At 29.7% G+C, this 25261-nt stretch carries 26 protein-coding genes; 13 read left to right on the top strand and 13 right to left on the bottom strand.

Annotated features, from left to right (window positions below; all coding sequences use genetic code 11):
* Positions 1-514: 514 nt before the first annotated feature.
* Positions 515-1399 (top strand): TIGR01777 family oxidoreductase, encoded by an 885-nt coding sequence (locus tag ACN5J4_RS02955; RefSeq protein ID WP_418650679.1) that lies wholly within the window; start codon positions 515-517, stop codon positions 1397-1399.
* A gap of 242 nt (positions 1400-1641) precedes the next feature.
* Here ACN5J4_RS02955 and ACN5J4_RS02960 read toward each other — a convergent pair whose 3' ends face one another.
* The 9 genes from ACN5J4_RS02960 to hemA form a co-directional block, all read right to left on the bottom strand.
* Entirely contained in the window at positions 1642-2931 is a 1290-nt protein-coding gene (locus tag ACN5J4_RS02960; protein ID WP_418650680.1) for a dihydrolipoamide acetyltransferase family protein, read from the bottom strand.
* 198 nt (positions 2932-3129) lie between these two features.
* Entirely contained in the window at positions 3130-4035 is a 906-nt protein-coding gene (hemF, locus tag ACN5J4_RS02965; protein WP_418650681.1) for an oxygen-dependent coproporphyrinogen oxidase, read from the bottom strand.
* 27 nt (positions 4036-4062) lie between these two features.
* Positions 4063-4809: an EI24 domain-containing protein gene (locus ACN5J4_RS02970; RefSeq protein ID WP_418650682.1), complete on the bottom strand. Its 747-nt coding sequence runs from the start codon at positions 4807-4809 to the stop codon at positions 4063-4065.
* Between the two features lie 72 nt (positions 4810-4881).
* On the bottom strand, positions 4882-5499 hold the full coding sequence (locus tag ACN5J4_RS02975) for a TlpA family protein disulfide reductase (protein WP_418650683.1): 618 nt from the start codon (positions 5497-5499) through the stop codon (positions 4882-4884).
* A gap of 29 nt (positions 5500-5528) precedes the next feature.
* The gene (gene hemE, locus ACN5J4_RS02980) at positions 5529-6554 is read right to left on the bottom strand and encodes a uroporphyrinogen decarboxylase (RefSeq protein ID WP_418650684.1); all 1026 of its coding nucleotides are present in this window, start codon (positions 6552-6554) and stop codon (positions 5529-5531) included.
* Between the two features lie 83 nt (positions 6555-6637).
* Positions 6638-7927 (bottom strand): glutamate-1-semialdehyde 2,1-aminomutase, encoded by a 1290-nt coding sequence (gene hemL / locus ACN5J4_RS02985; RefSeq protein ID WP_418650685.1) that lies wholly within the window; start codon positions 7925-7927, stop codon positions 6638-6640.
* 139 nt (positions 7928-8066) lie between these two features.
* On the bottom strand, positions 8067-9032 hold the full coding sequence (gene hemB, locus ACN5J4_RS02990; RefSeq protein ID WP_418650686.1) for a porphobilinogen synthase: 966 nt from the start codon (positions 9030-9032) through the stop codon (positions 8067-8069).
* A 79-nt stretch (positions 9033-9111) separates the two neighbouring features.
* Positions 9112-10698 (bottom strand): hydroxymethylbilane synthase, encoded by a 1587-nt coding sequence (hemC, locus tag ACN5J4_RS02995; protein WP_418650687.1) that lies wholly within the window; start codon positions 10696-10698, stop codon positions 9112-9114.
* Positions 10682-11950: a glutamyl-tRNA reductase gene (gene hemA, locus ACN5J4_RS03000; RefSeq protein ID WP_418650688.1), complete on the bottom strand. Its 1269-nt coding sequence runs from the start codon at positions 11948-11950 to the stop codon at positions 10682-10684. Before hemA ends, hemC begins: the two co-directional genes overlap by 17 nt.
* Positions 11951-12159: 209 nt before the next feature.
* Between hemA and ACN5J4_RS03005 the strand changes: the two genes are divergently transcribed.
* The 5 genes from ACN5J4_RS03005 to ACN5J4_RS03025 are packed head-to-tail and all read left to right on the top strand — an operon-like array spanning position 12160 to position 15698.
* Positions 12160-13047: a helix-turn-helix domain-containing protein gene (locus tag ACN5J4_RS03005; RefSeq protein WP_418650689.1), complete on the top strand. Its 888-nt coding sequence runs from the start codon at positions 12160-12162 to the stop codon at positions 13045-13047.
* Positions 13048-13554, top strand: a complete 507-nt coding sequence (locus ACN5J4_RS03010; protein WP_418650690.1) for a TrmH family RNA methyltransferase — start codon at positions 13048-13050, stop codon at positions 13552-13554.
* A 44-nt stretch (positions 13555-13598) separates the two neighbouring features.
* Complete coding sequence (gene hemH / locus ACN5J4_RS03015; protein ID WP_418650691.1) at positions 13599-14609, top strand: ferrochelatase; 1011 nt, start codon at positions 13599-13601, stop codon at positions 14607-14609.
* A gap of 57 nt (positions 14610-14666) precedes the next feature.
* Entirely contained in the window at positions 14667-15230 is a 564-nt protein-coding gene (locus ACN5J4_RS03020) for a CopD family protein (protein ID WP_418650692.1), read from the top strand.
* Between the two features lie 48 nt (positions 15231-15278).
* A complete protein-coding gene (locus tag ACN5J4_RS03025) occupies positions 15279-15698 on the top strand; it encodes a lipocalin family protein (protein ID WP_418650693.1) in 420 nt (139 codons plus the stop codon).
* 46 nt (positions 15699-15744) lie between these two features.
* Here the strand turns inward: ACN5J4_RS03025 and recR are convergent, their stop codons facing one another.
* Positions 15745-16362, bottom strand: a complete 618-nt coding sequence (gene recR, locus ACN5J4_RS03030) for a recombination mediator RecR (RefSeq protein ID WP_418650694.1) — start codon at positions 16360-16362, stop codon at positions 15745-15747.
* A gap of 92 nt (positions 16363-16454) precedes the next feature.
* On the opposite strand from recR, the gene ACN5J4_RS03035 reads away from it, so the two are divergent.
* The 6 genes from ACN5J4_RS03035 to rplS all read left to right on the top strand — a co-directional run bounded on the left by ACN5J4_RS03035 (position 16455) and on the right by rplS (position 21246).
* Positions 16455-17918 (top strand): aminoacyl-histidine dipeptidase, encoded by a 1464-nt coding sequence (locus ACN5J4_RS03035; protein WP_418650695.1) that lies wholly within the window; start codon positions 16455-16457, stop codon positions 17916-17918.
* Between the two features lie 64 nt (positions 17919-17982).
* On the top strand, positions 17983-18570 hold the full coding sequence (locus ACN5J4_RS03040) for an ACP phosphodiesterase (protein WP_418650696.1): 588 nt from the start codon (positions 17983-17985) through the stop codon (positions 18568-18570).
* Between the two features lie 164 nt (positions 18571-18734).
* Positions 18735-19157, top strand: a complete 423-nt coding sequence (locus ACN5J4_RS03045; protein ID WP_418650697.1) for a VOC family protein — start codon at positions 18735-18737, stop codon at positions 19155-19157.
* A complete protein-coding gene (locus tag ACN5J4_RS03050) occupies positions 19158-20018 on the top strand; it encodes an RluA family pseudouridine synthase (RefSeq protein ID WP_418650698.1) in 861 nt (286 codons plus the stop codon).
* Between the two features lie 29 nt (positions 20019-20047).
* Positions 20048-20725, top strand: coding sequence for a tRNA (guanosine(37)-N1)-methyltransferase TrmD (gene trmD, locus ACN5J4_RS03055; protein WP_418650699.1), 678 nt, complete (start codon positions 20048-20050; stop codon positions 20723-20725).
* 173 nt (positions 20726-20898) lie between these two features.
* Positions 20899-21246 carry a 50S ribosomal protein L19 gene (gene rplS / locus ACN5J4_RS03060; RefSeq protein ID WP_418650700.1) on the top strand — a complete coding sequence of 116 codons (348 nt, stop codon included), beginning with the start codon at positions 20899-20901 and terminating at the stop codon, positions 21244-21246.
* A 227-nt stretch (positions 21247-21473) separates the two neighbouring features.
* Here the strand turns inward: rplS and ACN5J4_RS03065 are convergent, their stop codons facing one another.
* The 3 genes from ACN5J4_RS03065 to ACN5J4_RS03075 form a co-directional block, all read right to left on the bottom strand.
* Complete coding sequence (locus ACN5J4_RS03065) at positions 21474-22415, bottom strand: NAD(P)H-dependent flavin oxidoreductase (protein ID WP_418650701.1); 942 nt, start codon at positions 22413-22415, stop codon at positions 21474-21476.
* A 172-nt stretch (positions 22416-22587) separates the two neighbouring features.
* Positions 22588-23775 carry a tRNA 2-thiouridine(34) synthase MnmA gene (gene mnmA, locus ACN5J4_RS03070; RefSeq protein WP_418650702.1) on the bottom strand — a complete coding sequence of 396 codons (1188 nt, stop codon included), beginning with the start codon at positions 23773-23775 and terminating at the stop codon, positions 22588-22590.
* Positions 23776-23877: 102 nt separating this feature from the next.
* Entirely contained in the window at positions 23878-24570 is a 693-nt protein-coding gene (locus tag ACN5J4_RS03075) for a toxin-antitoxin system YwqK family antitoxin (protein WP_418650703.1), read from the bottom strand.
* Between the two features lie 60 nt (positions 24571-24630).
* Between ACN5J4_RS03075 and ACN5J4_RS03080 the strand changes: the two genes are divergently transcribed.
* Positions 24631-25215 (top strand): adenylosuccinate lyase, encoded by a 585-nt coding sequence (locus ACN5J4_RS03080; protein WP_418650704.1) that lies wholly within the window; start codon positions 24631-24633, stop codon positions 25213-25215.
* The last annotated feature ends 46 nt before the right edge of the window (positions 25216-25261 follow it).

A 25261-nucleotide genomic window follows, 5' to 3' on the forward strand; every position in this document is an offset into this window, starting at 1 on the left:
AAACTTTAAATAAAAAATCATAAAAAAGTACTATTCAATTTTATTAACATTTTTATGTTTTACAATTATTATATCGTATAGTAATGATGAAATTTCAAACAAAAACTCTGATGATCAAATTAACCAAACTGAAAAAACTGTTTTAAAAGCTAATAATTAAGGAACTAGTTAACAATGATTATAAGGAAGCATGTAGTGCTATTATTGAAAATCAAGAAACTACGTACAATTCAAAAGAAAATTGGGCTTATGATGAAGATAAACTTACATTAGTTGAATTTGAATTTACAGAAGATATAAACGGTACTATAAACAAAGAAACATATGTAAATGGAGAACTTTCTATTAGCGGTCTTACAACATTTACTAACGCTGAATTAATTATCACTGATGAATATAGTGATGGATATATTACTGATATATCAGAATACTTTTTTAATAAATAGTAATTAACTGTTAAAATATAATTTAAAACCATGATACAAATGTATCATGGTTTTTTTATTTTTACAATATGACAAAAATCCTTATTACTGGCGGTACAGGTTTAGTTGGTAAACAACTACAACAAGTTTTTAAAGAAAAAAATATTGAAGTTGCAATACTAACAAGAAATCCTAAAAAAGAAAATGAATTTAAATGGGATATCAATCAAAAATATATTGATGAAAAAGCCTTTGAAAAAATTACACATATTATTCATTTAGCAGGTGCAGGAATTGCAGATAAACGTTGGACTGATAAACGTAAAGAAGAATTAATTAATAGTCGAGTAGATTCTGCAAACTTACTATTTGAAAAAGTAAAAGAATACAAAATACCATTAAAAGGTTTTGTATCAGCATCAGGTATTGGTTATTATGGCGCTATTACTTCAGATAAAATATATTCTGAAAATGATACACCTCAAAATGATTTTATCTCTAAAATTTGTGTAAAGTGGGAAGAAGCTGCTCATAAATTTAAACAATTAAATATTCCTGTAACTATTTTACGAACTGGTGTAGTATTGGCCAAAAACGGAGGTGCTTTATCTAAAATAAATACACCTTTATTTTTAAGTGTTTTAGGAACTGGAAAACAATATATGCCATGGATTCATATTGATGATTTATCTAATTTGTATTTAAAAGCAGTAACAGATAATAATTTTATAGGCATCTATAATGCTGTAGCTCCAGAACATCAAACAAATAAAAGTTTTACTACAATACTATCTAAAATTATACACAAACCTATATTTCTATTTAATGCTCCTGCTTTTGTTTTAAATATTATTTTAGGTGAAATGGCTTGTATACTTTTAAATGGTAGTCGAATTTCCTCTGAAAAAGCAACTACTATGTATTGTTTTATATATACTGATTTAAAAATGGCTTTGAAAAATATTTATAAGTAATAGAAGCTGGTTTTATTGATAAAACCGTTTGTTAATATTTACTAAAAGTGAAAAAACTCAATTATAGAAGAGGCAGAAATAAACTAAATTTTCCTAGCTCCGATTGTAGCAATTGTTTGAGCTCCTCGCAGAGAGCGAGTGCGAAAAGCGGGAAATAGCTTCGTGTAAAATCAATGCTTTATTAAAAAATAAAAAGCCGGCAAATTGCTGACTTTTTATTTTTTAATACTATTATTTTATTTTTAAAAATCTTGATTTACATTCCATGATTCTAATATTTCTTTTAGTGTTTTTATAAACATTCCTCCTAAAGCTCCGTTTACAACTCTATGATCATATGAATGACAAACTATCATTTTTTGACGAATTCCTATAAAATCTCCTTCAGGAGTTTCAATAACTGCAGGTTTCTTTACAATTGCGCCTAAAGCTAAAATTGCTACCTGTGGCTGGTTTATAATGGGTGTTCCTGTAATACTTCCAAAACTACCTACATTTGTTACCGTATAAGTACCTCCTTGAATATCATCAGGCTTTAATTTATTTCCGCGGGCACGAACTGCTAAATCATTTACCTGCTTGGTCATGCCAACCAAACTTAACTGATCGGCATTTTTAATTACCGGTACAATTAAATTGCCATCAGGTAAGGCTGCTGCCATTCCTAAATTAATATTACCTCTTTTAATAATTTTATCGCCATCAACAGCAATATTAATCATTGGGTGTTTTTTTATTGTTTGTGCAACAGCTTTCATAAAAATTGGCGTAAAAGTTAATTTTTCACCTTCTCTTTGCTGATATGCATTTTTTACTTTATTTCTCCATACAACAATATTAGTTACGTCGATCTCAATAAATGATTGAACGTGTACTGATGTTTGTATAGAATCAACCATGTGCTTGGCTACTAATTTTCCCATACGGGTAATATTTATAACCTCGTCTTGACCTGTTAAACTAAGTGGAACTGTTTTTACTTTTGTTGTTTCAACTTTTGTTGATGCTTGGATATTTTTATTTGCTATGTATGCTAAAATATCTGATTTTGTAACTCTTTCTTCTTTTCCTGTGCCTTTTATAGTTTCTAGCTCTTCAAACAAAATACCCTCTTCCTTTGCTATATTTTTTACTAAAGGTGAGTAAAAACGATTACTAGAAGAGGTATTTAAAACACCTAATGTTACATCATTTTTAAATTGTTTTGCAGTGTCTATTGTTTTTTCAACTTCAATAATTAACTCTTCTTCTTCATTTTTTTCAAATGTTTCGTTTAAAGTATTATTTACCGCTGTGGTTTCTATTATTGCAATAGTTTCACCTACTTGTACTACAGTGTCTTTATCAAATAATATTTGTTTCAAAACTCCTTCTACTTCACTAGGCACTTCACTATCTACTTTGTCTGTAGCTACCTCTACAATTGTATCATCAATATCAATAGAATCTCCAATTTCCTTAACCCAAGAAGTAATTGTTGCTTCTGCAACGCTCTCTCCCATCTTAGGTAACTTCAATTCATATCTAGCCATAATATAAGTTTTTAACGTTTGCGAAGTTACTAAAAACCTTACGTTTTTCTGTTTTTTTAAGCCTAAAAATATTCTAACAAACTACTTTAGTATATAATACTAACTTAAAAAATTAGGTGTATCAAAAAAATAAAATATTAAAAAACTACTATCGCATACTATAATTAATAGATACTAAATAATTAAAAATTTCTTCTTTTAAGATATCCAATTTTTAGGTTTTTCTAGAACTTTTAACAACTTAAACTCTTCACTTCCTTTCTCTGGATTATGATCATACTTCCATTGAACTACAGGAGGTAAACTCATTAAAATACTTTCTATTCGCCCGTTTGTTTTTAACCCAAAAAGAGTACCTCGGTCATGTACCAAATTAAATTCTACGTAACGTCCTCTTCTTACTTCTTGCCAATCCTTATGTTTTTGATTATAAGTAATATTTTTTCTTTTTTCTACAATAGGTATGTATGAATTTAAAAAGCTATTACCTACCTCTGTTACAAAATCGTATCTATTTTGCATTGATACATTTGGTGTTTCTTTTAAGTAATCAAAAAATAAACCCCCAATACCACGAGCTTCATTCCTATGAGTATTCCAAAAATAATTATCACAAGTTTCTTTAAATTTCGAGTAAAAGGTTTCGTTATGTTTATCGCAAGCCTTTTTACAAACAGTATGAAAATGGGTAGCATCTTCATCAAACAAATAGTAAGGAGTTAAATCTTGTCCACCACCAAACCATTGTGTTATTATATTACCACTTTCATCATACATTTCAAAATAACGCCAATTTGCGTGTACAGTTGGTACAAATGGATTTTTAGGGTGCAATACTAAACTTAATCCACATGCAAAAAAATCACCGCTTTTAACTCCAAATTGCTTTTGCAAGGCTTCAGGTAGCTCTCCAAAAACTTTAGATATATTTACTCCTCCTTTTTCAAAAATATTTCCGTTTTCAATAACCCTTGTTTTTCCACCACCACCTTCTGTACGCTTCCAGTTATCTTCTTTAAATTTTGCACTTCCATCAACTTCTTCTAACTTAGTTGTTATAGTGTTCTGTAGTTGTTGGATGTAGGTATAAAACTTGTTTTTCATTTCTTTCTTATTCTCTTGCAAAAATACTTATTCTGTCACTTCTTTCAACTTAATTTTTTTAATAGTTTCAGTTGTTGCTGCGGTTACCGATAATGGTAATACTAATAATACACCAATAAATGGTATTAATAAAAACAGCATAAATACAATTCCATTACCTATTGCTAAGCCTTTATTATTCTTAACAAAAATTATACTATCCTTATATTTAAAGTGGCGTTCTAATGTGTAATCCATATTACCAAAACCGGCATAATAGGCTTGCATAAAAAATAATAATACAGTTGAAAAAATGCCTATAAAGGGTATAAAGCTTAGTAATAAAATTGGAATTGTAAAAAATAATTCTCTTAAAAGGTTTCTTACATTTATTCTAATTCCTCTTACTAATTGCTCTTGAAAAGAAGTTTTTCTATGGTCATGTATTTTACCTTTAAAATGTTCTTCTATTTTTTCTGACACAGGACTCATAAAAGGTGCTGATAATGCCATTACAATGTGTTTGTATAAAACCAAACCTATAACTATTATTAATAACCCACTTAAAAAAGTACTAACTATTTCAAAGGTTTTTTTTCCTAATTCCCATTTCCAAAGAGTAGAAATATAATGTCCTATATTGTCTGATAAAAAATAAGATAAACTACCAATTGTTATTGCAGTCAAAACACTTATTAATATAGGTATAATAAAATAATTCCAAAGTTTAAGTTTAGATATTAACTGAAAAGCACCAAAATAAGCCTTTATTGCTTTAAATATATTTTGAATCATTTATGTTTTTTTTTACTAAAATAAAAAACCTCTTTCCGATAAGAAAGAGGTTTTTTATTTTTTTATAAATAATTATTGAAGTATGGGTTTAATAAACTCATCTAACTCTTCTTCATTAATCTTATTTACTTCATCCCATCCCATTTTTTTAGTTGGTGATAAAGCCCCTCTTTTAAAATCTAAAATTCTTTTTTTCTTTGTAATCAAATATGCTGATGGATAATCTAATTTATGAATAAAACCTGCTATATTTATAGATGATTTATTTTCCTCTCTTTCAGTAGATGCTACTATAAAAATTCTTTTATCAAGTTTTTTCTCCATTCTTTTCACTCCTTTTTCAAAATCCCAAAAAAGCATGATAAACTTTACTTTTCCATCATATTTTTCTACCATTTTATTTAGTGCTGGTATTTCACCCCAACAAGGGGCACACCAAGTGGCAGCCGTAAGTAAAACAATAGGAGTTTTTATATTAGAAGTGCTAATTTTTTCACCTTTTATAGAAGTAAAATCATAATTAGAAATATATTTATCTTTGATACAATTATAAACGATATCATCTAAAATTGCTGCCTCATTACCACTAGCTGTAATACATTCATTAATAATATCTTTATAATATATTCTCTTTTGAGAAAAACTTTGTGTAGCTAATAAGAGTGTTAAAAAAAGCAGTAATTTATTCATTTTTAATAATTTAAAGGGGGGTTAAATTTTTAAACCTTATATTCTTTTACCGCATCTATAAATGCTTTTGCATTTTCTAGCGGAATATTAGGTAGAATTCCATGCCCTAAGTTAACAATATATTTATCTTTTCCAAACTCATTTATCATTTGGTGTACCATTTTTTTAATTTCAGCCGGTGGAGATAACAATCTAGAAGGGTCAAAATTACCTTGCAAAGTAATGTTTCCTCCTGTTAAATAACGTGCATTTCTGGCAGAGCATGTCCAATCTATACCTAAAGCTGAAGCATTTGATTTAGCCATTTTATCTAAAGCAAACCAACATCCTTTTCCAAAAGCAATAACCGGAGCATCATCTTTCAATGCTTCTATTATTTGATTAATATATTGCCATGAAAACTCATGATAATCTGTAGGAGATAACATCCCTCCCCAAGAATCAAAAATTTGAACAGCATCTACACCTGCTTTTACTTTTGCCTTTAAATAAGCAATAGTTGTTTCTGTTATTTTACTAAGCAATTGATGTGCCAAAACAGGTTTTGTAAAACAAAACTCTTTTGCTTTATCAAAGTTTTTTGAGCCTTGCCCTTGTACTACATAACATAAAATTGTCCATGGAGAACCTGCAAAACCTATTAACGGAACCTCATTATTTAATTTTTGCTTCGTTGCTTTAATAGCTTCCATTACATAACCTAACTCAATATTTACATCAGGCACTACAACCGTATCTAAACCTTTTTGATCTCTAATAGGGTTGGGTAAATAGGGTCCAAAATCGGGTTTCATTTGCACCTCAATATTCATTGCTTGCGGAATTACTAAAATATCCGAGAATAAAATAGCAGCATCCATACCAAACCTACGAATGGGTTGTACGGTAATTTCTGATGCTAACTCAGGAGTTCTACAACGTGTAAAGAAATCATATTTTTTACGAATTTCAATAAACTCAGGTAAATACCTACCTGCTTGGCGCATCATCCATACAGGTGGACGGTCAACTGTTTCTCCTTTTAAGGCTCTTAAAAATAAATCGTTTTTTATCATATTTCTGCTACGTCATTTTCAAATAAAGATTAATAACTTATTCAGTTTTTTGTCTTTTTATTCTTATAATAACGGTTTATTATTTACATTTTTGATACTGCTTCCATTGCTTTATCAATGGCTTTTGTTATTTTTTTAATATCTTTTTCAGTTAAAGCTGATGATAAAAACCAAGCTTCAAATTGTGATGGTGGTAAAAACACACCATTTTTAATCATTGCCCAAAAGAATGTTGCAAATTTTTTAGTATCAGATGTTTGTGCTTCTGCAAAATTTGTTACGGTAACATTTGTAAAAAAAGGATTAATCATAGAACCGAACCTATTTACTGTAACTTCTACTCCATATTTTTTAGCTGATTCTAACAAGAACACTTCAATAATTTGAGCTATTTCATTAAATTTCTCATAAGGATTCTGCTTTTGTAACTCCGTTAACGTTGCAATACCTCCTGCCATAGCTACTGGGTTACCACTTAAAGTACCTGCTTGATACATACCTCCTAAAGGTGCTACTTCTTGCATAATTTCGTTACGAGCTCCATAAGCTCCTACCGGAAAACCGCCTCCTATTACTTTTCCTAAACAAGTAATATCAGCTGTTACTCCTAATAACTCTTGTGCTCCTCCAAATTTAGATCTAAACCCTGTCATAACCTCATCAATAATCAATAATGCTCCTTTAGACTCTAAATAAGCTTTTAATTCTTTTAAAAAGTTATTTTTTGGTACAACAACCCCCATGTTTCCTGCAATAGGCTCTAAAATGACACCTGCAATATCATCATGCTCTTCAAAATGTGCTTTTACACTTTCTAAATCATTATAATTTGCTATTAATGTATTTTTTACAGCGCCTTCTGGCACTCCTTTACTTCCCGGTAAACTTAATGTTGCTAAACCCGAACCCGCTGCAACTAATAAAGCATCTTGATGCCCATGATAACAACCTGCAAATTTTATAATTTTATCTTTTCCGGTATAAGCTCTTGCTAAGCGTATTCCGCTTAAAACAGCCTCTGTACCTGAATTTACAAAACGAACTTTATCCATGCCCGGAAAAGCATCACAAACTATTTTTGCTAATTTAATTTCATTTTTAGTTGATGCTCCAAAAGAATATCCATTTTTCAATGCTTTGGTAATTGCTTTTTGCACTTTTTTATGACGGTGACCTAAAATCATAGGTCCGTATGACAGTACTAAATCTACGTAGGTATTATTATCTACATCGATAATTTTACTTCCTTTTGCTTTTTTAATAAATAAAGGGTTACCTCCTACTGATGAAAAGGCTCTTACTGGAGAGTTTACAGCTCCTACAAGATGTACTAATCCTTTTTTATATAATTTCTGTGATTTTTTGAATTCCATTTTTAATTATTTAAAATATGTTTTCAAGTATTTCTAAATAGTTTTTAACATTTAAAAATGTATCGAATTGCTTTTTTTAATAACATTTCGATACATCTTTATGTATAGTTTACAAATTTACTTGAATCAACAATATCTGTTATTTTTTATTCAATATTTGTGCTGCTTCTTTTGCAAAATAAGTTATTATAATATCGGCACCTGCTCTTTTCATAGATAGTAAACTCTCCATCATTACTTTTTCACCGTCAATCCAACCTTTTTCAGCAGCAGCTTTTACCATTGCATATTCACCACTTACATTATAACATGCAATTGGTCTATCAAAATTATTTTTTAAATCTCTTATGATATCTAAATATGATAAAGCCGGTTTAACCATTAAAATATCAGCTCCTTCTTGATCATCAAAAGTTGCTTCACGCATTCCTTCATCTCTATTTGATGGATCCATTTGATATGTTTTTCTATCTCCAAATGTTGGTGCTGAATCAGCTGCATCTCTAAACGGTCCGTAAAAAGCTGAAGCATATTTTACAGAATAGCCCATAATAGGTAAGTTTGTAAAACCTGTATTATCTAAACTTTCTCTTACCATTGCTATTGTTCCATCCATCATACCTGAAGGCGCAACCATATCAACCCCTGCTTTAGCATGCGATATTACTTGCTTTGCTAAGTTTACTAAAGTAGCATCATTATCTACATCATTATTATGAATAATTCCACAATGCCCATGTGAAGTGTATTCACAAAAGCAAACATCAGTAATTACATATAAGTCAGGATAATTCTTTTTAATAAAACGGATTGCTTGTTGCATAATTCCGTTATCATTCCATGTTTCTGTTCCTTCGTTATCTTTTTTCGCAGGAATTCCAAATAGTAGAACGGCTGGAATATTTAATGCAACAACCTCATCTAATTCTTTTGAAACTCTATCTAAAGAAAAACGTTTTATACCTGGCATTGAAACTATTTCTTTTTCAATATTTTGTCCCTCTTCAATAAATAAAGGATATATAAAATCGTCTACAGATAGGTTAGTTTCTTTAACCAACCTTCTAATACCTACTGCTTTACGAAGTCTTCTTGTTCGAAACATAAAATTATGTTTTTATATAATCAAATAGCGTTAATATTATTATTTCTAAATACTATTAATGCAACTTAAAGTATTATTTTTATTCTTTAATAAAATGTTGATTTACCAACTCAACTACACTTTCTACTGATGGTAGCTTAGCTACTTGTACGTTATCAAAGTGTTTTCTTGCTTCTTTTGCAGTACTTTCACCAATACAAAAAGCCACTTTATTAGCCGTATTTTCTTGTAAATAGCTTTGTACTGTTGACGGGCTATAAAATAATACTCCATTTACTTTAGCATCTACTTTAGCAGGACTTAGTGTTGTTTTATAAGCTTCTATTTCATTTACCGTTATTCCTGATACTTTTAAAGTATTTGGTAAGGTATCTAAGCGCAAATCACTACAAAAATAAGTTGCTTCTTGTCCTTTTATTTCTTTAGAAAGGTATTTTGCTAACTTCTCTGCATTTCTTTCAGATTTAGTAACTTTTCCTATTTTTTGTTCTATTAATTTTTTAGTTCTACGGCCAACACAGTAAATATTTTTGAACTTTAATTTATCAGCTGTAAATGAATTTGCTATAGCTTCTACGCCATTTTTACTTGTAATAATTACATTTTCAAGTTCACTTTTAATTACTTTAGGAGCTATTCTATTAAAACGTATTTTAATAAAATCACTGTCAGTTACTTCAATAGATGGTGCTACTAATTTTTTTTGAATTTCAGATAGTTTTTTAGTAGAATAAATAGCGAACTCTTTTTCTACCTCTATATCATCTTGCATCAACTCTTTTCCGCCTTTATTTATTATGTAATCAGCACAATCTTTAGCTAAAAAACGGTGGCGTCCTACTTTAGCATTTTTAGTTACAGAAATTTTCTTTTTACCATCTTTACTTAGTAATAAACCTTTAAAATTTATTTCTTCCGTTTTAGGATCAACATATGCTAAAGCACCTATTGGTGCAGTACAACCTCCTTCAAGTAAGTTTAAAAATTCACGTTCAATACCAACACAAATTTGTGTTTCATAATGATTTAACTGCTCACAGGCGTCTTTAGAAAAATCATCTTTATCTAAGGCTGTAATCATAATAGCTCCTTGGGCTGGCGCTGGTATCATCCATGAAAGATTAATAGCGCCTTCCGGACGTTTTCCTAAACGTTCTAATCCGGCAGCTGCAAAAACAGCACCATCCCAATCATTATCTTCTAACTTTTGTAATCGTGTGTTTACATTTCCACGCAAACCAACTACTTTATGTGTAGGATAACGGTTTAACCATTGTGCCTTTCTACGTAAACTACCTGTTGCTATTACGCCGTTGGGTTGTCCAAAAAACTCTTCGTTATCTTTTAAAACTAAAATATCGTTATAATTGGCACGTTTTAAAACTGCTGCTTGAATAATTCCTTCAGGCAAAACCGTAGGAACATCTTTTAAAGAATGTACTGCAATATCAATATCACCATTAAGCATAGCAATATCTAAATTTTTAGTAAAAACACCTGTTATTCCTAACTCATGTAAAGGAACATCCAAAACAAGGTCTCCTGTAGATTTTATGGGAACTATCTCACATTTATACTCTAACTCTTCAAGTCCTTTACGAACTTTGTTTGCTTGCCACATAGCCAACTGGCTATCACGTGTACCTATTCTAATTATCTTCTGCATGGATAGTTTCTAAATTTGCCCCAAACACTTTAGCCATTACTTCTATACTATTATTAACAGAAGTTTCTTCGGTTTTCAGGTGCTTTACAAATTGTGTGGTTATTTTTTGTATAAATCTTGAAGTTATTACTTCTGCTTGAGACTCATCAAAGTTTTTAATTTTTTTCTTATGAAATGCTATTTCATCTTGTTGAATTATCATCAACGACTCTTTTAAAGCTGTTATTGCTGGGGTAAATTTACGATGACTCAACCATTCTTTAAACTCATTTTTATGAGTTTGTATAATTTTTTCTGCAACAGGTATTTCTTGCTGTCTAATTGCTAAAGTTTCATCGGTTATTTTTGATAATTCATCAACATTTACCAAGGTAACATTTGGTAAATCGGCCACTTCTTTTGACACATTAGCTGGCATTGATAAATCTAAAATCAAAAGCTCATTGTTAGTTAAAACATGTTCTCTTTTTATAGTTGCTTCTGATGCACCTGTAGACACAATCAACACATCTGTACTGGCTATTTCTTTATTTAAATTTTTAAATTTTGCTTTTTTAATAGAAGGATGCTCTTTAACAAATTCAATAGCTTTTTCTTCTGTTCTATTAATTAAACTTACCGTTTTATTTTGAGTATATTCAGCTAAGTTTTTGCAAGTATGTTTACCCATTTTACCTAATCCAAAGACTAAAATATTTTTAGAATTATAGTTAGGTGAGTTTTTAATAATATATTGAACTGCAGCATATGACACAGACGTAGTTCCTGAACTAAGCTTAGTTTCATTTTTTACCCGCTTACTAGCTTGCATTACATGATTTAATAAACGCTCAAAGTAAGCATTTACCGTACCTATTTCTTTTGCTAATTTAAAAGCTTGGCGCAGCTGACCTACAATTTCATAGTCTCCTAATATTTGACTATCTAACCCAGTACCCATTCTAAACAAATGCCTAATAGCTTCATTACCTTTATAAACGTTAGACACTTCTGCAAATTCTTCAATAGTGCCGTTTGAGTATTTACAAAGCATGCTAATTAACTGATAAGGATGTGCAGCAAAACCTGTTATTTCGGTTCTATTACAAGTAGATAAAACAAAAATACCTTGTACACCATTTTCTTTCGCTTCTTTTAAAAGCGCTATCTGATTTTCTTTAGAGATACTAAATTTACCCCTAATAGCTGCATCAGCTTTTTTATAGCTAATACCTATGTTATATAAATTCTTATGATGTTTATCTGCTGCCATTCAGTCTTCTTCAATAAGGTGGGTCAAAAATAGAAAGATTAAATATAAAAAAATGTCGCTCAAAGAACTTTTAATGTCGTTAGCTGTTTTTTAGTATAAAAACAGCTATAAAACACAGATAATGTGTATTTTTGCAACAAAACCAGCTAGGGAGAGTTGTTTAATTTAGAGTCGTTCTAAATTACTATTTTAAAATTATATTTAAATTTATGCCAAAAAACATCGCAGAAAGTACATTTAGAGAAGTGTTATTAGAAAAAGGTTTTTTTGTATTAAAATTTCAAAACAACACAAACGATACTAAATTTTACAAAAGAGATATTGACAACTCATATATACAGTTGCATTACTGTGTAAAAGGAAATTGTAATTTTAATTTTAATGATAATAGTTATACTTTTAATGTACTAGATAAGCATGCTATTTTTTTATACAACCCACAACAAAAGTTACCTATAAATTTAGAAATTTTACCAAAAACATCTTTAGTTTCTATTTTAATAACAATTGAAAAATTTCATGCTTTATTTTCAAAAGAAGCTAGCTACATTCCTTTTTTAAGTGATGATAACAAAAATAAAAAATATTACGACAATACTGAAATTAGCTCTAATACCTTAATGGCGCTTCAACAAATTTTAACAGCCAAAAATCACAGTTCAATGAAAGACCTTTATATAAAAGGTAAAACATACGAATTATTAAGTCTTCATTTTGATACTGGAGAAAATACCGAAAATGAATACTGTCCGTTTCTAGTAGATGATCGTGAAATTTTAAAAATAAGACAAGCTAAAGATATTATTATATCCAAAATGAGCGAACCTCCAACACTACAAGAGCTTGCTACCGAGGTTGGTTTAAATTTAAAAAAATTAAAAGAAGGTTTTAAACAAATATATGGCGACACCGTTTATAGCTTTTTATTTGATTATAAAATGGAACACGCTCGTAAACTTTTAGAAAGCAACCAATTTAACGTAAATGAAGTTGGTATACAGGTGGGCTACAGCACTTCTAGTCACTTTATAGCTGCTTTTAAAAAGAAATTTGGCACAACACCAAAACAGTATGTTATCTCTTTACAAGGAAACTAAATGAAACAACTTACCCATTACGATATTGAAAACAAGCAACAACAATTTCCAATAACTATTGTTTGTGACGCTATAAGAACTCCTGAAAACATAGGTATGTGCTTTAGAATTTCTGAAAGCTTTGGTGTTGAAAAAATATTTTTACACGAAAACTCACCTTCTACCGAAAACAGAAATGTATTACGCACTGCAAGAAACACTATTAACCAGATAAGTCATGAAACCTATAGTGATTTTAACGAACTTATAAACAAACTAAAGCAAGAAGGAAACACCATTATAGGTATTGAGGTTGCAGATAAAAGTGTTGCTATTCAAAAGTTTGACTTTACAAACAGTGAGAAAATAGTTTTACTTTTAGGTAGCGAAAGAAATGGTATTGAAAACATAAACAGTGTTGATGCCACAGTAGCAATACCAATGTACGGGCGTAACTCATCAATGAATGTTATTCATAGTTTAAGTATTGCATTATACGAAACAACAAATCAATTAAATAAAAAATAAATATTGTAAAGTAATTTTAAACTTTACGAAATAAATAATAAAAAATGAAAGGAGCTTTATTAGTAAACTTAGGATCTCCAGAAAGTACAGATCCGAAGGATGTTAAAAAATATTTAGGTGAATTTTTAATGGATGAACGTGTAATTGATGTTCCTTATTGGTTTCGTTCATTTTTAGTTAAAGGTATTATTTTAAATACAAGACCAAAAAAATCTGCAGCAGCTTATAAAAAAATTTGGTGGAAAGATGGTTCTCCTTTAATTGTATTATCTGAAAGATTACAAAAAAAGGTACAACAAAAAACTGAATTACCTGTTGCTTTAGCTATGCGATATGGTACAATGACTATTAAAAAAGGATTACAAGAATTACATGATAAAGGTGTTACCGAAGTTATGTTAATTCCTTTATATCCTCAATTTGCTATGGCAACAACTGAAACAATTGTTGTTTTAGCTGAAGAATTAAGAAAGGAGTTTTTTCCTGATATGAAAATAACTGATGTTCCTGCTTTTTATCAAAAGCCAGAATACATTAAAGCTTTATCAAATAGTATTAAAGATTATTTAGCTGATAAAGATTATGATCATTTATTATTCTCTTATCACGGGGTTCCTGAGCGTCATATTCGCAAATCAGACATAACTAAAAGTCATTGTAAGATAGATGGAAGCTGTTGTAATACACCATCAAAAGCACATGAATTTTGTTATCGTCATCAATGTTTTCAAACAACAAAGAATGTAATATCTGAATTAGATTTAGATGAAAATACGGTTTCAACCTCTTTTCAATCTCGTTTAGGAGTTGACCCTTGGTTACAACCTTATACAGATAGAACTATTGTTAGCAAAGCTGAAAAAGATGGTATTAAAAAACTAGCTATAGTTACTCCTGCTTTTGTTTCAGATTGTTTAGAAACTTTAGAAGAAATTGCCATGGAGGGTAAAGAAGAGTTTTTAGAAGCTGGTGGTGAAGAGTTCTATACAGTGCCTTGTATTAATGATAATGAAGAATGGGTAAATGTTTTAGCCACATGGATTAATAATTTTTAAAACATCTAGTTATCAATAAAATACAATTAAAAACAACTGATTATAAGTTAAAATAAAATGGATTTTTTATACATAAAAGCACTACACATTATTTTTGTAATAACTTGGTTTGCTGGTTTATTTTACATTGGTCGATTATTTATTTACCATGTAGAGGCTGAAAAGAAAGACCAACCAGCTAAAAATATTTTACAAACTCAATACAAGTTAATGACCAAACGTTTATGGTATATTATTACTTGGCCATCATTGTTTTTAGCAAGTTTTTTTGCTTTTTGGTTACTTTATAAAAATCCTATTTATTTAGAAATGCCTTGGATGCATGTTAAACTAGCCTTTGTTTTAGCTTTGTATTTTTACCATGCATTTTGCCATAAAATATATAAAGAATTACAACGTAATGAAATTAATTACTCACCAACAAAATTGAGAATTTTTAACGAGGCTCCTACTGTAATTTTATTTGCTGTTGTTTTTTTAGTAGTATTAAAAAATACTATTAGTTGGGTTTGGGGAGTTACAGGTATAATCCTTTTTGGAGTATTATTAATGCTTGGTATTCGCTTTTACAAAAAACTAAGAAAAAGAAAATCATGGGACACGTCTGAAAAGATTAAATAAAATTAAAAAATTAATTATACATTAGCAACTAACAAACCCCCTTATTTTATGAAAAAAATATTTTTATTATTAACAGTTACATTATGTTCAATTTCATGCTCGCCTATAAATGACGAACTACCTAAAGAAAAGGAAGATATAAACCCTACTGAAGACATTATTCTAGGTACTTGGAAATTATCGCAACAAAATGGACAAGCTATAACAGATACTTGTGAAAAAAAAGACACTTATACTTTCAAAGAAGATGGCTCTTATACTATTGACGACTATAGTAACCAAACAGGTACATGTATTAAAGATGAAAAAAATTCTTATAAAGGATATTGGCTTAACAATAACAATAACACCTACAACCTAAAAAAACATGGTTTTACAGGGCCTGGCGCAGACCTTAACATCGAATTTTCTGATAACAAACAAGAATTAACTTTTTCAAATAATAAATTAACCTATAAAAAACAATAATATATATAAAGCGAAGTTTTAAAACTTCGCTTTATATATATTATATTTATCCTTTTATAGACTGCTCAAAAGGAATTCTATTTACAATACTTCTACCTAAAGTAACCTCATCAGCATACTCTAATTCATCACCAACAGAAATCCCCCTAGCTATTGTTGATGTAGTTATGTTATATTTTTCAATTTGCTTATAAATATAAAAATTAGTAGTATCTCCCTCCATCGTAGAACTTAACGCAAAAATTAATTCTTTTACAACACCATTTTTTACTTTATTTACTAAAGAATCTATTTGTAAATTTTGAGGTCCAATTCCTTCAATTGGTGAAATTTTACCTCCTAACACATGGTAAACACCTCTAAACTGTGCTGTGTTTTCAATAGCCATTACATCTCTAATATCTTCAACAACACATACAATATCAACGTTTCTATTTGGGTTATTACAAATTTCACATAAAACAGTATCGGAAATATTATGACATCTAGCACAAGCCTTAACATCATTCCGTAAATGAGTTAAAGAGTTCGCTAAATATTTAGTAGTATCAATAGGTTGCTTTAATAAATGCAATACCAAACGAAGTGCAGTTCGTTTACCAATACCAGGTAATCTACTTACCTCATTTACCGCATTTTCTAGTAATTTCGAAGAAAAATCCATCCTGCAAATTTACAATTTTTCAAAGAATGCAACCAACATATCTCACTTAAAAAAAGTATCTTCGTACTTTAAATTTAAACAAACATTCTACAATGAATTCAGAAATAAAAAACTTAGAACCTAAAGCTGTTTGGAAAAATTTTGCTGCCTTAAATGCAGTACCACGACCATCTAAAAAAGAAGAAAGAATTATTCAATTTATGGTCGATTTTGGCAAACGCCTAAATTTAGAAACCATGGTTGATAAAGTTGGTAACGTTATTATTCGTAAACCAGCTTCTTCAGGAATGGAAAACCGTAAGACTATTGTAATGCAAAGTCACTTAGATATGGTACATCAAAAAAACTCTGATACTGTTTTTGATTTTAACACAGAAGGTATTAAAATGTTTATTGATGGAGATTGGGTAAAAGCTCAAGGAACTACTTTAGGTGCCGATAACGGCTTAGGTGTAGCCTCAATAATGGCTGTTTTAGAAGCTACAAACATTGCACACCCTGAAATTGAAGCGTTATTTACAATTGATGAAGAAACCGGAATGACCGGAGCTATGGGGTTAGAAGCTGGTATTTTAAAAGGTGAAATTTTACTTAACCTAGATACTGAAGATGATGATGAAATTAGCATGGGCTGTGCTGGTGGTGTAGATGTTACTGCTACAAGAACTTATACTCAAGAAAGCACACCAAATAATACTACTGCTTTTGAAATTTCTATTACAGGCTTAAATGGAGGACATTCTGGTATGGATATTATTAAAGGACTTGGAAATGCTAATAAAATAATGAATCGTTTATTATTTGACGGCTTTACCAACTTTGGCTTGCGTGTTTCTGAAATAAACGGAGGTAGTTTACGTAATGCTATACCACGTGAAAGTTTTTCTAAAATAGTTGTAGATACCATTTCAAAAGAACCATTTTTATTTGAAACTCAAGAATTAATAAACACCATTAAAGCTGAGTTTGTTTTACTAGAACCTAATTTATCAATTGTATTAAAAGAAATTGAAATACCTAAAAACGTAATGGATTTAGGCGCTCAAGAAGGATTAATTAAAGCAGTATACACAGCCTTAAATGGCGTATATCGTATGAGTCCTGATATTGAAGGATTAGTTGAAACATCAAATAATATTGCACGTGTTATTGTAAAAGAAGGAAACGTTGAAGTAGCGTGTTTAACCCGTTCATCATCTGATTCTAATAAGTGGGATTTAGCAAACTCATTACGTTCGGCTTTTGAATTAGCTGGTTTTGATGTAGAGTTTTCAGGAAATTACCCAGGTTGGTTACCAAACTTAAACTCTGAAATATTAAAAATAGTTTCTAAGCTATATGTAGAATTGCATAATGAACAACCTAATGTAGCTGCTTGCCATGCAGGATTAGAGTGCGGTCTTTTAGGTCAAAACTACCCAGAAATGGATATGGTTTCTTTTGGCCCCAATATTAGAGCACCACACTCACCTGATGAACGTGCACAAATATCATCAACACAAAAATATTGGAAATTTTTACTAGAAATTTTAAAAAACATTCCTACCAAAAACTAACAACATTAAAAAAATAAAAACCCACAGCTTAACGGTTGTGGGTTTTTATTTATACATTTATCAAATGAATCTTTTATCACACTTATATTTATCTGGTAATGACGCAGAATTAATGATTGGTAATTTTATTGCTGACCATATTAAAGGTAATAAAATTTCTCATTTTAACAATCGTATTCAAAAAGGCATTATTTTACACCGCCAAATTGATACTTATACCGATGCTCATACTATTGTTAGAAAAAGTAAAAGAAGATTACACGAACGTTATAGACATTATGACGGTGTTATTATAGATGTTTTTTACGATCATTTTTTAGCTAAAAATTGGGCCATCTACTCAGATATTCCTTTAAACATTTATGTAAAATCTGTATACGATTTACTACTTAAAAACAACTCAATACTACCTGAAAAAACACAAAAATTATTACCCAATATGACACAAAACAATTGGCTATATAATTATCAATTTATCCACGAAATACAAAAAGTTTTAAACGGTATTAATAAACGTACACAAGGAAAATCAAAAATGAATTTAGCTTCTGAAGACTTAACAATTCACTATCAATTATTCGAAGAAGATTTTACCCTTTTTTTTGAAGATTTACGTAAGTACTGTAACTTACAATTAGCCTTAATTATTTAAATCAGATATTTATGAAGCCAATTCCCGCTTTTCGCACTCGCTCTCTGCGAGGAGCTCAAACAATTGCTACAATCGGGGCTAACCACCTAACAATAGTTTACTAATTTACTAAAAATATTTCAAACCCTTTTAAAATTAAAAAACATTAAAAAACTTACATTTATATGAGTTTACCTCCATTTCACCTAGCAATTCCAGTACAAAATCTCAAAAAAAGTAGCGCCTTTTATAAAAATGTTTTACAATGTAAAGAAGGTAGACGTTCAGCACATTGGGTAGACTTTAATTTTTTTGGACATCAATTAGTACTTCATCAAAAAGAAAACTATCAACCATCAAAACCAGTTAACAATGCTGTAGATGGTCATGAAGTTCCGGTACCTCATTTTGGAATAGTATTAAAATGGGAAGATTGGAATACCTTATCAGAAAGATTAAAAAACATGAATATTACATTTATTGTTGCTCCAACAATACGGTTTAAAGGAAAATCGGGAGAACAAGCAACTATGTTTTTCAACGATCCTGAAAATAATGCCTTAGAGTTTAAAGCTTTTAAAGATGTTACTCAATTATTTGCCAAATAAATGATACTCTCAGAAACACATAAAACACCGGCATTAGAAAAACCTATTCGATTACAAGAATATGGTGTTGGTATTTTTAAAACCATTCCAACAAAATCAGGTATTAAAAAAGCCTTAAAAAAAAACTTAGTTTTTGTAGATGGAAAAATAGCAACCACTGCACTATTTATAAAAGGAAACGAGCTTATTGAATTATATAAAGCAAGCGAAAACAGCACATTTAAACAATTTGATTTTCCGTTAGAAATTCTATTTGAAGATGATTACTTAGCTATTATTTACAAACCACCAGGTATTTTAGTTAACGGAAACTCCTTTGCTACCATTGATAATGCTTTACTTCAAAACCTTTCTAAAAGCAGCTTATTTGACGCTGTACGTCCAAGACCTGTACACCGTTTAGATTATCCTACAAGCGGACTTTTACTTATTGGCAAAACAAATTCAAGTATTATTGCTTTAAACAAACTATTTGAAAATAAACAAATTCAAAAAACCTACCATGCTATTACTATTGGCAACATAGCTTCAAAAGGCGAAATTAACCTTCCTGTAAATAATAAAACAGCTTTTACACTATTTGAAGTTTTAAAAACCACTACTTCAATACGATTTATAAAATTAAACCTTGTAAAACTAACACCAAAAACAGGAAGAAAACATCAACTAAGAAAACATTTATTAGCTATTAATAGCCCTATACTAGGCGACAAAGAGCATTTTATAGAAGGATTAATTCTAAACGGAAAAGGACTATACTTACATGCTTCAACTTTAAATTTTAGACATCCTTTTACAAAAAAACAAATTACAATTACAAAGGAACTTCCAATAAAATTCAAAAAAATATTTGCGTGTTAATATTACTTTAAAAATATATCTTTGCCAACATGCGAATAGATATTATTACCCTAGCACCCGATTTATTAAAAAGCCCGTTTGAACATTCAATGATGAAACGTGCCATTGACAAAGGTTTAGCGGAAATTCACTTTCATAATTTACGTGATTATGGAATTGGTTCTTACAAAAAACTAGACGACACCCAATTTGGTGGTGGAGCTGGTATGGTTTTAATGATAGAACCTATAGATAAGTGTATTTCTAAATTACAACTAGAAAGAACATATGATGAAATTATTTATATGACACCTGACGCTAAAACCTTAAACCAAGCTACAGCAAACACACTATCTTTAAAACAAAATATTATTATTTTAACAGGTCATTACAAAGGGGTAGATCAACGCGTTCGTGATAAATTTATCACCAAAGAAATTTCTATTGGCGATTATGTTTTAACAGGTGGTGAATTAGCCGCTGCTATTTTATGTGATGCTGTGGTACGTTTAATACCTGGCGTTTTAGGCGATGAACAATCTGCTTTAACAGATTCTTTTCAAGACAACTTACTATCACCCCCCGTATATACAAGACCCGCTGAATATAAAGAAATGAAAGTTCCTGAAATATTACTATCAGGTAATTTTCCAAAAATAGAAGAATGGAGAAGTAAAAAAGCCTATGAACACACTAAAAATATTAGACCTGATTTATTAAATGATTAATCAAAGTGCTATTACATAACTTTTTTAAATTAACAACCACAATCAATTAGTTTAATAATTATTATGTTAAAACCTTCTATTTTTACAATAATTTAATTATTTTTGCACCCGTAAATTAACCTCTGACGAAAATCGTGTATGTTGTTTTATAAAACTATATAAATATTATTACAATGGATTTAATTAAATTTGTTCAAAACGAATTTGTAACAAAAAATGAATTACCTCAATTTTCTGCAGGAGACACTATAACCGTTTACTACGAAATTAGAGAAGGTGAAAAAGTACGTACTCAGTTCTTTAGAGGTGTAGTAATACAAAAAAGAGGTGTTGGTTCTTCTGAAACTTTTACTATTAGAAAAATGTCTGGTACTGTAGGTGTTGAGCGTATTTTCCCAATAAACTTACCTGCTATTCAAAAAATAGAAATAAACAAAAAAGGTATTGTACGTAGAGCACGTATTTTTTACTTTAGAGGTCTTACTGGTAAAAAAGCTAGAATTAAAGAAAGAAGAGGTTAAGAATTACTTCTTATTTAAATATAAAAAAAGCGTTGTGAAAATCACAACGCTTTTTTTATATTTATACACCTAATTAAAAAAAAGCATAAAATTAAAAAAAACACGTAAAACCTATTAATAAAAAAAATACATATAAGCACAAGAACATTATTAATAAAAGCCTTAAATCATCATTAAATCACTAAAAAAAGACATAAAAAAACTAAAATAACAAAATATAAACAAGATTAAAAAAAACTCATCTTTAATTTAACTTTATTAAACTCAGTAATAATTTCCTCTAACACTTGTTTTGCTGGTTTTATTTGATGAATTAACCCTGCAACCTGACCAATTTCAAGTTCTCCTTCATCTAAATCACCTTCAAACATTCCTTTTTTAGCTCGAGCACGCCCTAAAAATTCTTTAATATCTTCAATACTAGAATTTTCCTTATATAAGGTCTGTAAAGCGTTATAAAATTTATTTTTCACCAATCTAACAGGCGCTAATTCTTTTAATGTTAAATAGGTATCACCATCTTTAACATCAATAATAGTTTGTTTAAAATTAACATGTGCTGAAGATTCTAAAGTAGCAGCAAAACGACTTCCTATTTGCACTCCATTAGCCCCTAAAACCATTGCTGCAAGCATACTTTTACCTGAACTTATTCCTCCAGCTGCAATTACAGGAATAGATACTTGTTCTTTTACCATGGGTATTAATGTAAACGTAGTTGTTTCTTCACGTCCATTATGCCCTCCTGCTTCAAAACCTTCACAAACCAGAGCATCTACTCCTGCAACTTCAGCTTTTAATGCAAACTTTACAGAACTTACTACATGTACTACTGTAATTCCTTTATCTTTTAAAAAAGAAGTCCAAGTTTTAGGATTTCCTGCTGATGTAAAAACAATTTTAACTCCCTCTCCAATAATAACATCCATAATTTTTTCTATATCAGGATATAACATTGGTACATTTACTCCAAAAGGCTTATCTGTTGCTTTTTTACACTTTCTAATATGTTCTTTCAAAACATCAGGGTACATAGACCCTGCACCAATTAAACCTAAACCGCCAGCATTAGAAACTGCCGCAGCTAATTTCCAACCAGAAACCCAAACCATTCCTCCTTGAATAATTGGATATTTTATATTAAAAAGTTGAGTAATTTTGTTTTTCAAAGCGTATATATTTATATATAAAAAGTTGTTTTTTTGTGTAATATTCTCATAAACAATCTAATACTAATAAGTTATATAATATTACTAAAATAGTATTTTTATTTTTTATAAATGAACACAAACTCACTTCACCCGTATAAAACAATAACAAAAAAATACTTAACTATTTTTTTTAAGAAATAACTCCAGAACCTAACAGTTCTTCAGCAAAATACCAAGCTACAAATTGCCCCTCTTGAATAGCAGATTGTTTATTTTCAAAGGCAACATACAAACCACTATCAACCTTATGTAAAGTTGCTTTTTCTAATTTTTGGCGGTAACGAATTCTTGCCTCAACTTCCATTTTTTCTCCTGGCAACAAGGCCAAATCTTCACGAATCCAGTGTAATTCATCATTAGAAACAAACAATACCTTTCTATACAAACCTTGATGATTTTTACCCTCACCTGCATAAATTATATTTTCAATAACATCTGTTTCAATAACATATAATGCTTCTTTTGTGCCACCAACATTTAAACCCTTTCGTTGTCCTTTGGTAAAATAATGAGCACCTTGGTGCTTACCTACAATTTTCCCCTCATCTTTATTGTACGAGAATTTAGTAGCAAAATATGCTAGTTCAGCTTCTTCATTTTCAAATTTAGGGATTGTTTTACTATACTGTTTAAAACTACTTGGTATTTGAATTATTACACCTTGTTTAGGCTGTAATTTTTGCTGTAAAAAATCTGGCAAACGAACCTTACCTATAAAACATAATCCTTGAGAATCTTTTTTATCGGCCGTAATTAAATCTGCTTTTTTAGCAATTTCTCTTACCTCTGGCTTTGTTAATTCACCAATAGGAAACATTGCTTTAGCAAGCTGTTTTTGTGATAATTGACATAAAAAATACGATTGATCTTTATTAGTATCTTTTCCTGCCAATAACTTGTAAATAGGTTTACCACCAATTATCTGTTCAGCTTTACGGCAATAATGACCTGTTGCAACATAATCAGCTCCTAAACTTAAGGCGATATCCATAAAAACATCAAACTTAATTTCTCGATTACATAAAATATCAGGGTTTGGTGTGCGTCCTTTTTCGTACTCATTAAACATATAATCAACAATACGCTCTTTGTATTGATCGCTTAAATCTACTGTTTGAAAAGGAATTCCTAATTTATCAGCAACAATCATTGCATCATTACTATCCTCTAACCATGGGCATTCATCAGATATGGTTACCGAATCATCGTGCCAATTTTTCATAAACAAGCCAATTACCTCATACCCTTGCTCTTTAAGTAAATAAGCCGTTACACTACTATCTACCCCACCCGAAAGTCCTACTACTACTCTTTTCATTATACACTTTTGTAAGAAGCAAATTTACGAATAAGTTTCTGTTTAGTATAATCATTAAACTGAATAGCTTTATTAATAAATTATATAAAGCTATTTTTTTTATTATTGTTTAAAATCAGCTAACTTCTCTCTTTTTCTTTTATCAACTTTTTCTCCATCCATATAAAACTCCCACTTTCCTACTCTTTTTCCGTTTTGATACATTCCTTCTTCTTTTATTCCACCTTTCAAATCGTAATAAGTTGCCTTTCCTTCTAACTTATCATTAACATATAACACCTCTTCTATTAAAATAGCCGAATCTGTAAAAGTTTTAGACAGTCCGTTCTTTTTTCCAGCTACGTACCTAGCTTCTTGGGTTAAAGTTCCGTTAGGATAATAGTTTTTAAGAACCCCATCTAGTTTACCATCCTTATATTCTTCTTCAGAAAAAAGTTTTCCATTTGAAAAATAGTAAATCCATTTACCTATACGGTTTTTTCCTATCATTTTACCTTCACTTTTTAACTTACCAAATTCATCATAAAACTTAACAAATGCTGTATCGTTAACATATGTTTTTACAATTGCTGGCTGTAAAGATGATGTTTTAGCATAAAACTTAAAAACACCTATTTCTTTTCCATTTTTAAACTTACCTGTGTAACGAATCTTACCATTATTATAAAACTTTTTCCAAACACCTGTTCTACTTCCGTTAGCATCAAATTTATTTATATTCTGGGCTTTTACAGATACAATAAAAAAAGTAGCTAATAAAAGTATTATTGAAAATATCCTTTTTATATTTAACATTGATAATTTTTTACTAATTTAATAATTTACAAGTATCAAAAATACATAAACTGTACTAATATGAGTATTCATTTTTTAATTTCTGTTTTAAATAATATGCAAAACCCTGCTAGAGTAAACAGAAATAATGCTGCAAATATTGTATTAGAACATCCAAATTTAATAAAACACTTAATTTTTTTAACTTTTGACGTAGATAATAAGCTATCTATTAAAGCAGCTTGGGTTTTAGAATGGATTTGTACACATTATGGAATTGCACACATTCATCCGTTTATAACTATTTTTACCTCAAACATTTCTAAAGTACATTTTAATAGTGCTGTTAGGCCTTGCGCAAAAATTTGTGAACATTTAGCTATTGCATACACCTCTAAAAAGAAAAATAAAACACAAGTAATATTAACTAAAAAACACATAGATACCATTATTGAAACAGGTTTTGATTGGCTTATTACAGATCAAAAAATAGCTGTACGAGCCTACACAATGACTTTTTTATTTTTATTTGGCTTAAAAAAAGAATGGATTCATATAGAGTTAAAATACTTAATTACTACTAAAATAATACATGAAAGTAAAGGTTGTGAAGCTCGTGGTAAAAAAATAATTAATTTAATTAAAAAACAAAATAATACTTTTTAAACATAACTAACTTATATATTTTTAAATTATAATTTAAAAATACATC

The organism is Tenacibaculum aestuariivivum (assembly GCF_964507685.1).
Classification (GTDB): domain Bacteria; phylum Bacteroidota; class Bacteroidia; order Flavobacteriales; family Flavobacteriaceae; genus Polaribacter; species Polaribacter aestuariivivum.

Excerpts from the sequence above, each read along its gene's own strand:
- ACN5J4_RS03040 (WP_418650696.1), top strand. The coding sequence starts at position 17,983 with ATGAATCTTTTATCACACTTATATTTATCTGGTAATGACGCAGAATTA.
- ACN5J4_RS03045 (WP_418650697.1), top strand. The coding sequence starts at position 18,735 with ATGAGTTTACCTCCATTTCACCTAGCAATTCCAGTACAAAATCTCAAA.
- hemB (WP_418650686.1), bottom strand. The coding sequence starts at position 9,032 with ATGTTTCGAACAAGAAGACTTCGTAAAGCAGTAGGTATTAGAAGGTTG.
- rplS (WP_418650700.1), top strand. The coding sequence starts at position 20,899 with ATGGATTTAATTAAATTTGTTCAAAACGAATTTGTAACAAAAAATGAA.
- hemA (WP_418650688.1), bottom strand. The coding sequence starts at position 11,950 with ATGGCAGCAGATAAACATCATAAGAATTTATATAACATAGGTATTAGC.
- mnmA (WP_418650702.1), bottom strand. The coding sequence starts at position 23,775 with ATGAAAAGAGTAGTAGTAGGACTTTCGGGTGGGGTAGATAGTAGTGTA.
- ACN5J4_RS03080 (WP_418650704.1), top strand. The coding sequence starts at position 24,631 with ATGAGTATTCATTTTTTAATTTCTGTTTTAAATAATATGCAAAACCCT.
- hemL (WP_418650685.1), bottom strand. The coding sequence starts at position 7,927 with ATGGAATTCAAAAAATCACAGAAATTATATAAAAAAGGATTAGTACAT.
- ACN5J4_RS02970 (WP_418650682.1), bottom strand. The coding sequence starts at position 4,809 with ATGATTCAAAATATATTTAAAGCAATAAAGGCTTATTTTGGTGCTTTT.
- ACN5J4_RS03005 (WP_418650689.1), top strand. The coding sequence starts at position 12,160 with ATGCCAAAAAACATCGCAGAAAGTACATTTAGAGAAGTGTTATTAGAA.
- ACN5J4_RS03025 (WP_418650693.1), top strand. The coding sequence starts at position 15,279 with ATGAAAAAAATATTTTTATTATTAACAGTTACATTATGTTCAATTTCA.
- recR (WP_418650694.1), bottom strand. The coding sequence starts at position 16,362 with ATGGATTTTTCTTCGAAATTACTAGAAAATGCGGTAAATGAGGTAAGT.
- hemF (WP_418650681.1), bottom strand. The coding sequence starts at position 4,035 with ATGAAAAACAAGTTTTATACCTACATCCAACAACTACAGAACACTATA.
- ACN5J4_RS03075 (WP_418650703.1), bottom strand. The coding sequence starts at position 24,570 with ATGTTAAATATAAAAAGGATATTTTCAATAATACTTTTATTAGCTACT.
- ACN5J4_RS02975 (WP_418650683.1), bottom strand. The coding sequence starts at position 5,499 with ATGAATAAATTACTGCTTTTTTTAACACTCTTATTAGCTACACAAAGT.
- ACN5J4_RS03020 (WP_418650692.1), top strand. The coding sequence starts at position 14,667 with ATGGATTTTTTATACATAAAAGCACTACACATTATTTTTGTAATAACT.
- trmD (WP_418650699.1), top strand. The coding sequence starts at position 20,048 with ATGCGAATAGATATTATTACCCTAGCACCCGATTTATTAAAAAGCCCG.
- ACN5J4_RS03035 (WP_418650695.1), top strand. The coding sequence starts at position 16,455 with ATGAATTCAGAAATAAAAAACTTAGAACCTAAAGCTGTTTGGAAAAAT.
- ACN5J4_RS03010 (WP_418650690.1), top strand. The coding sequence starts at position 13,048 with ATGAAACAACTTACCCATTACGATATTGAAAACAAGCAACAACAATTT.
- ACN5J4_RS02960 (WP_418650680.1), bottom strand. The coding sequence starts at position 2,931 with ATGGCTAGATATGAATTGAAGTTACCTAAGATGGGAGAGAGCGTTGCA.
- hemE (WP_418650684.1), bottom strand. The coding sequence starts at position 6,554 with ATGATAAAAAACGATTTATTTTTAAGAGCCTTAAAAGGAGAAACAGTT.
- hemH (WP_418650691.1), top strand. The coding sequence starts at position 13,599 with ATGAAAGGAGCTTTATTAGTAAACTTAGGATCTCCAGAAAGTACAGAT.
- ACN5J4_RS02955 (WP_418650679.1), top strand. The coding sequence starts at position 515 with ATGACAAAAATCCTTATTACTGGCGGTACAGGTTTAGTTGGTAAACAA.
- ACN5J4_RS03050 (WP_418650698.1), top strand. The coding sequence starts at position 19,158 with ATGATACTCTCAGAAACACATAAAACACCGGCATTAGAAAAACCTATT.
- hemC (WP_418650687.1), bottom strand. The coding sequence starts at position 10,698 with ATGCAGAAGATAATTAGAATAGGTACACGTGATAGCCAGTTGGCTATG.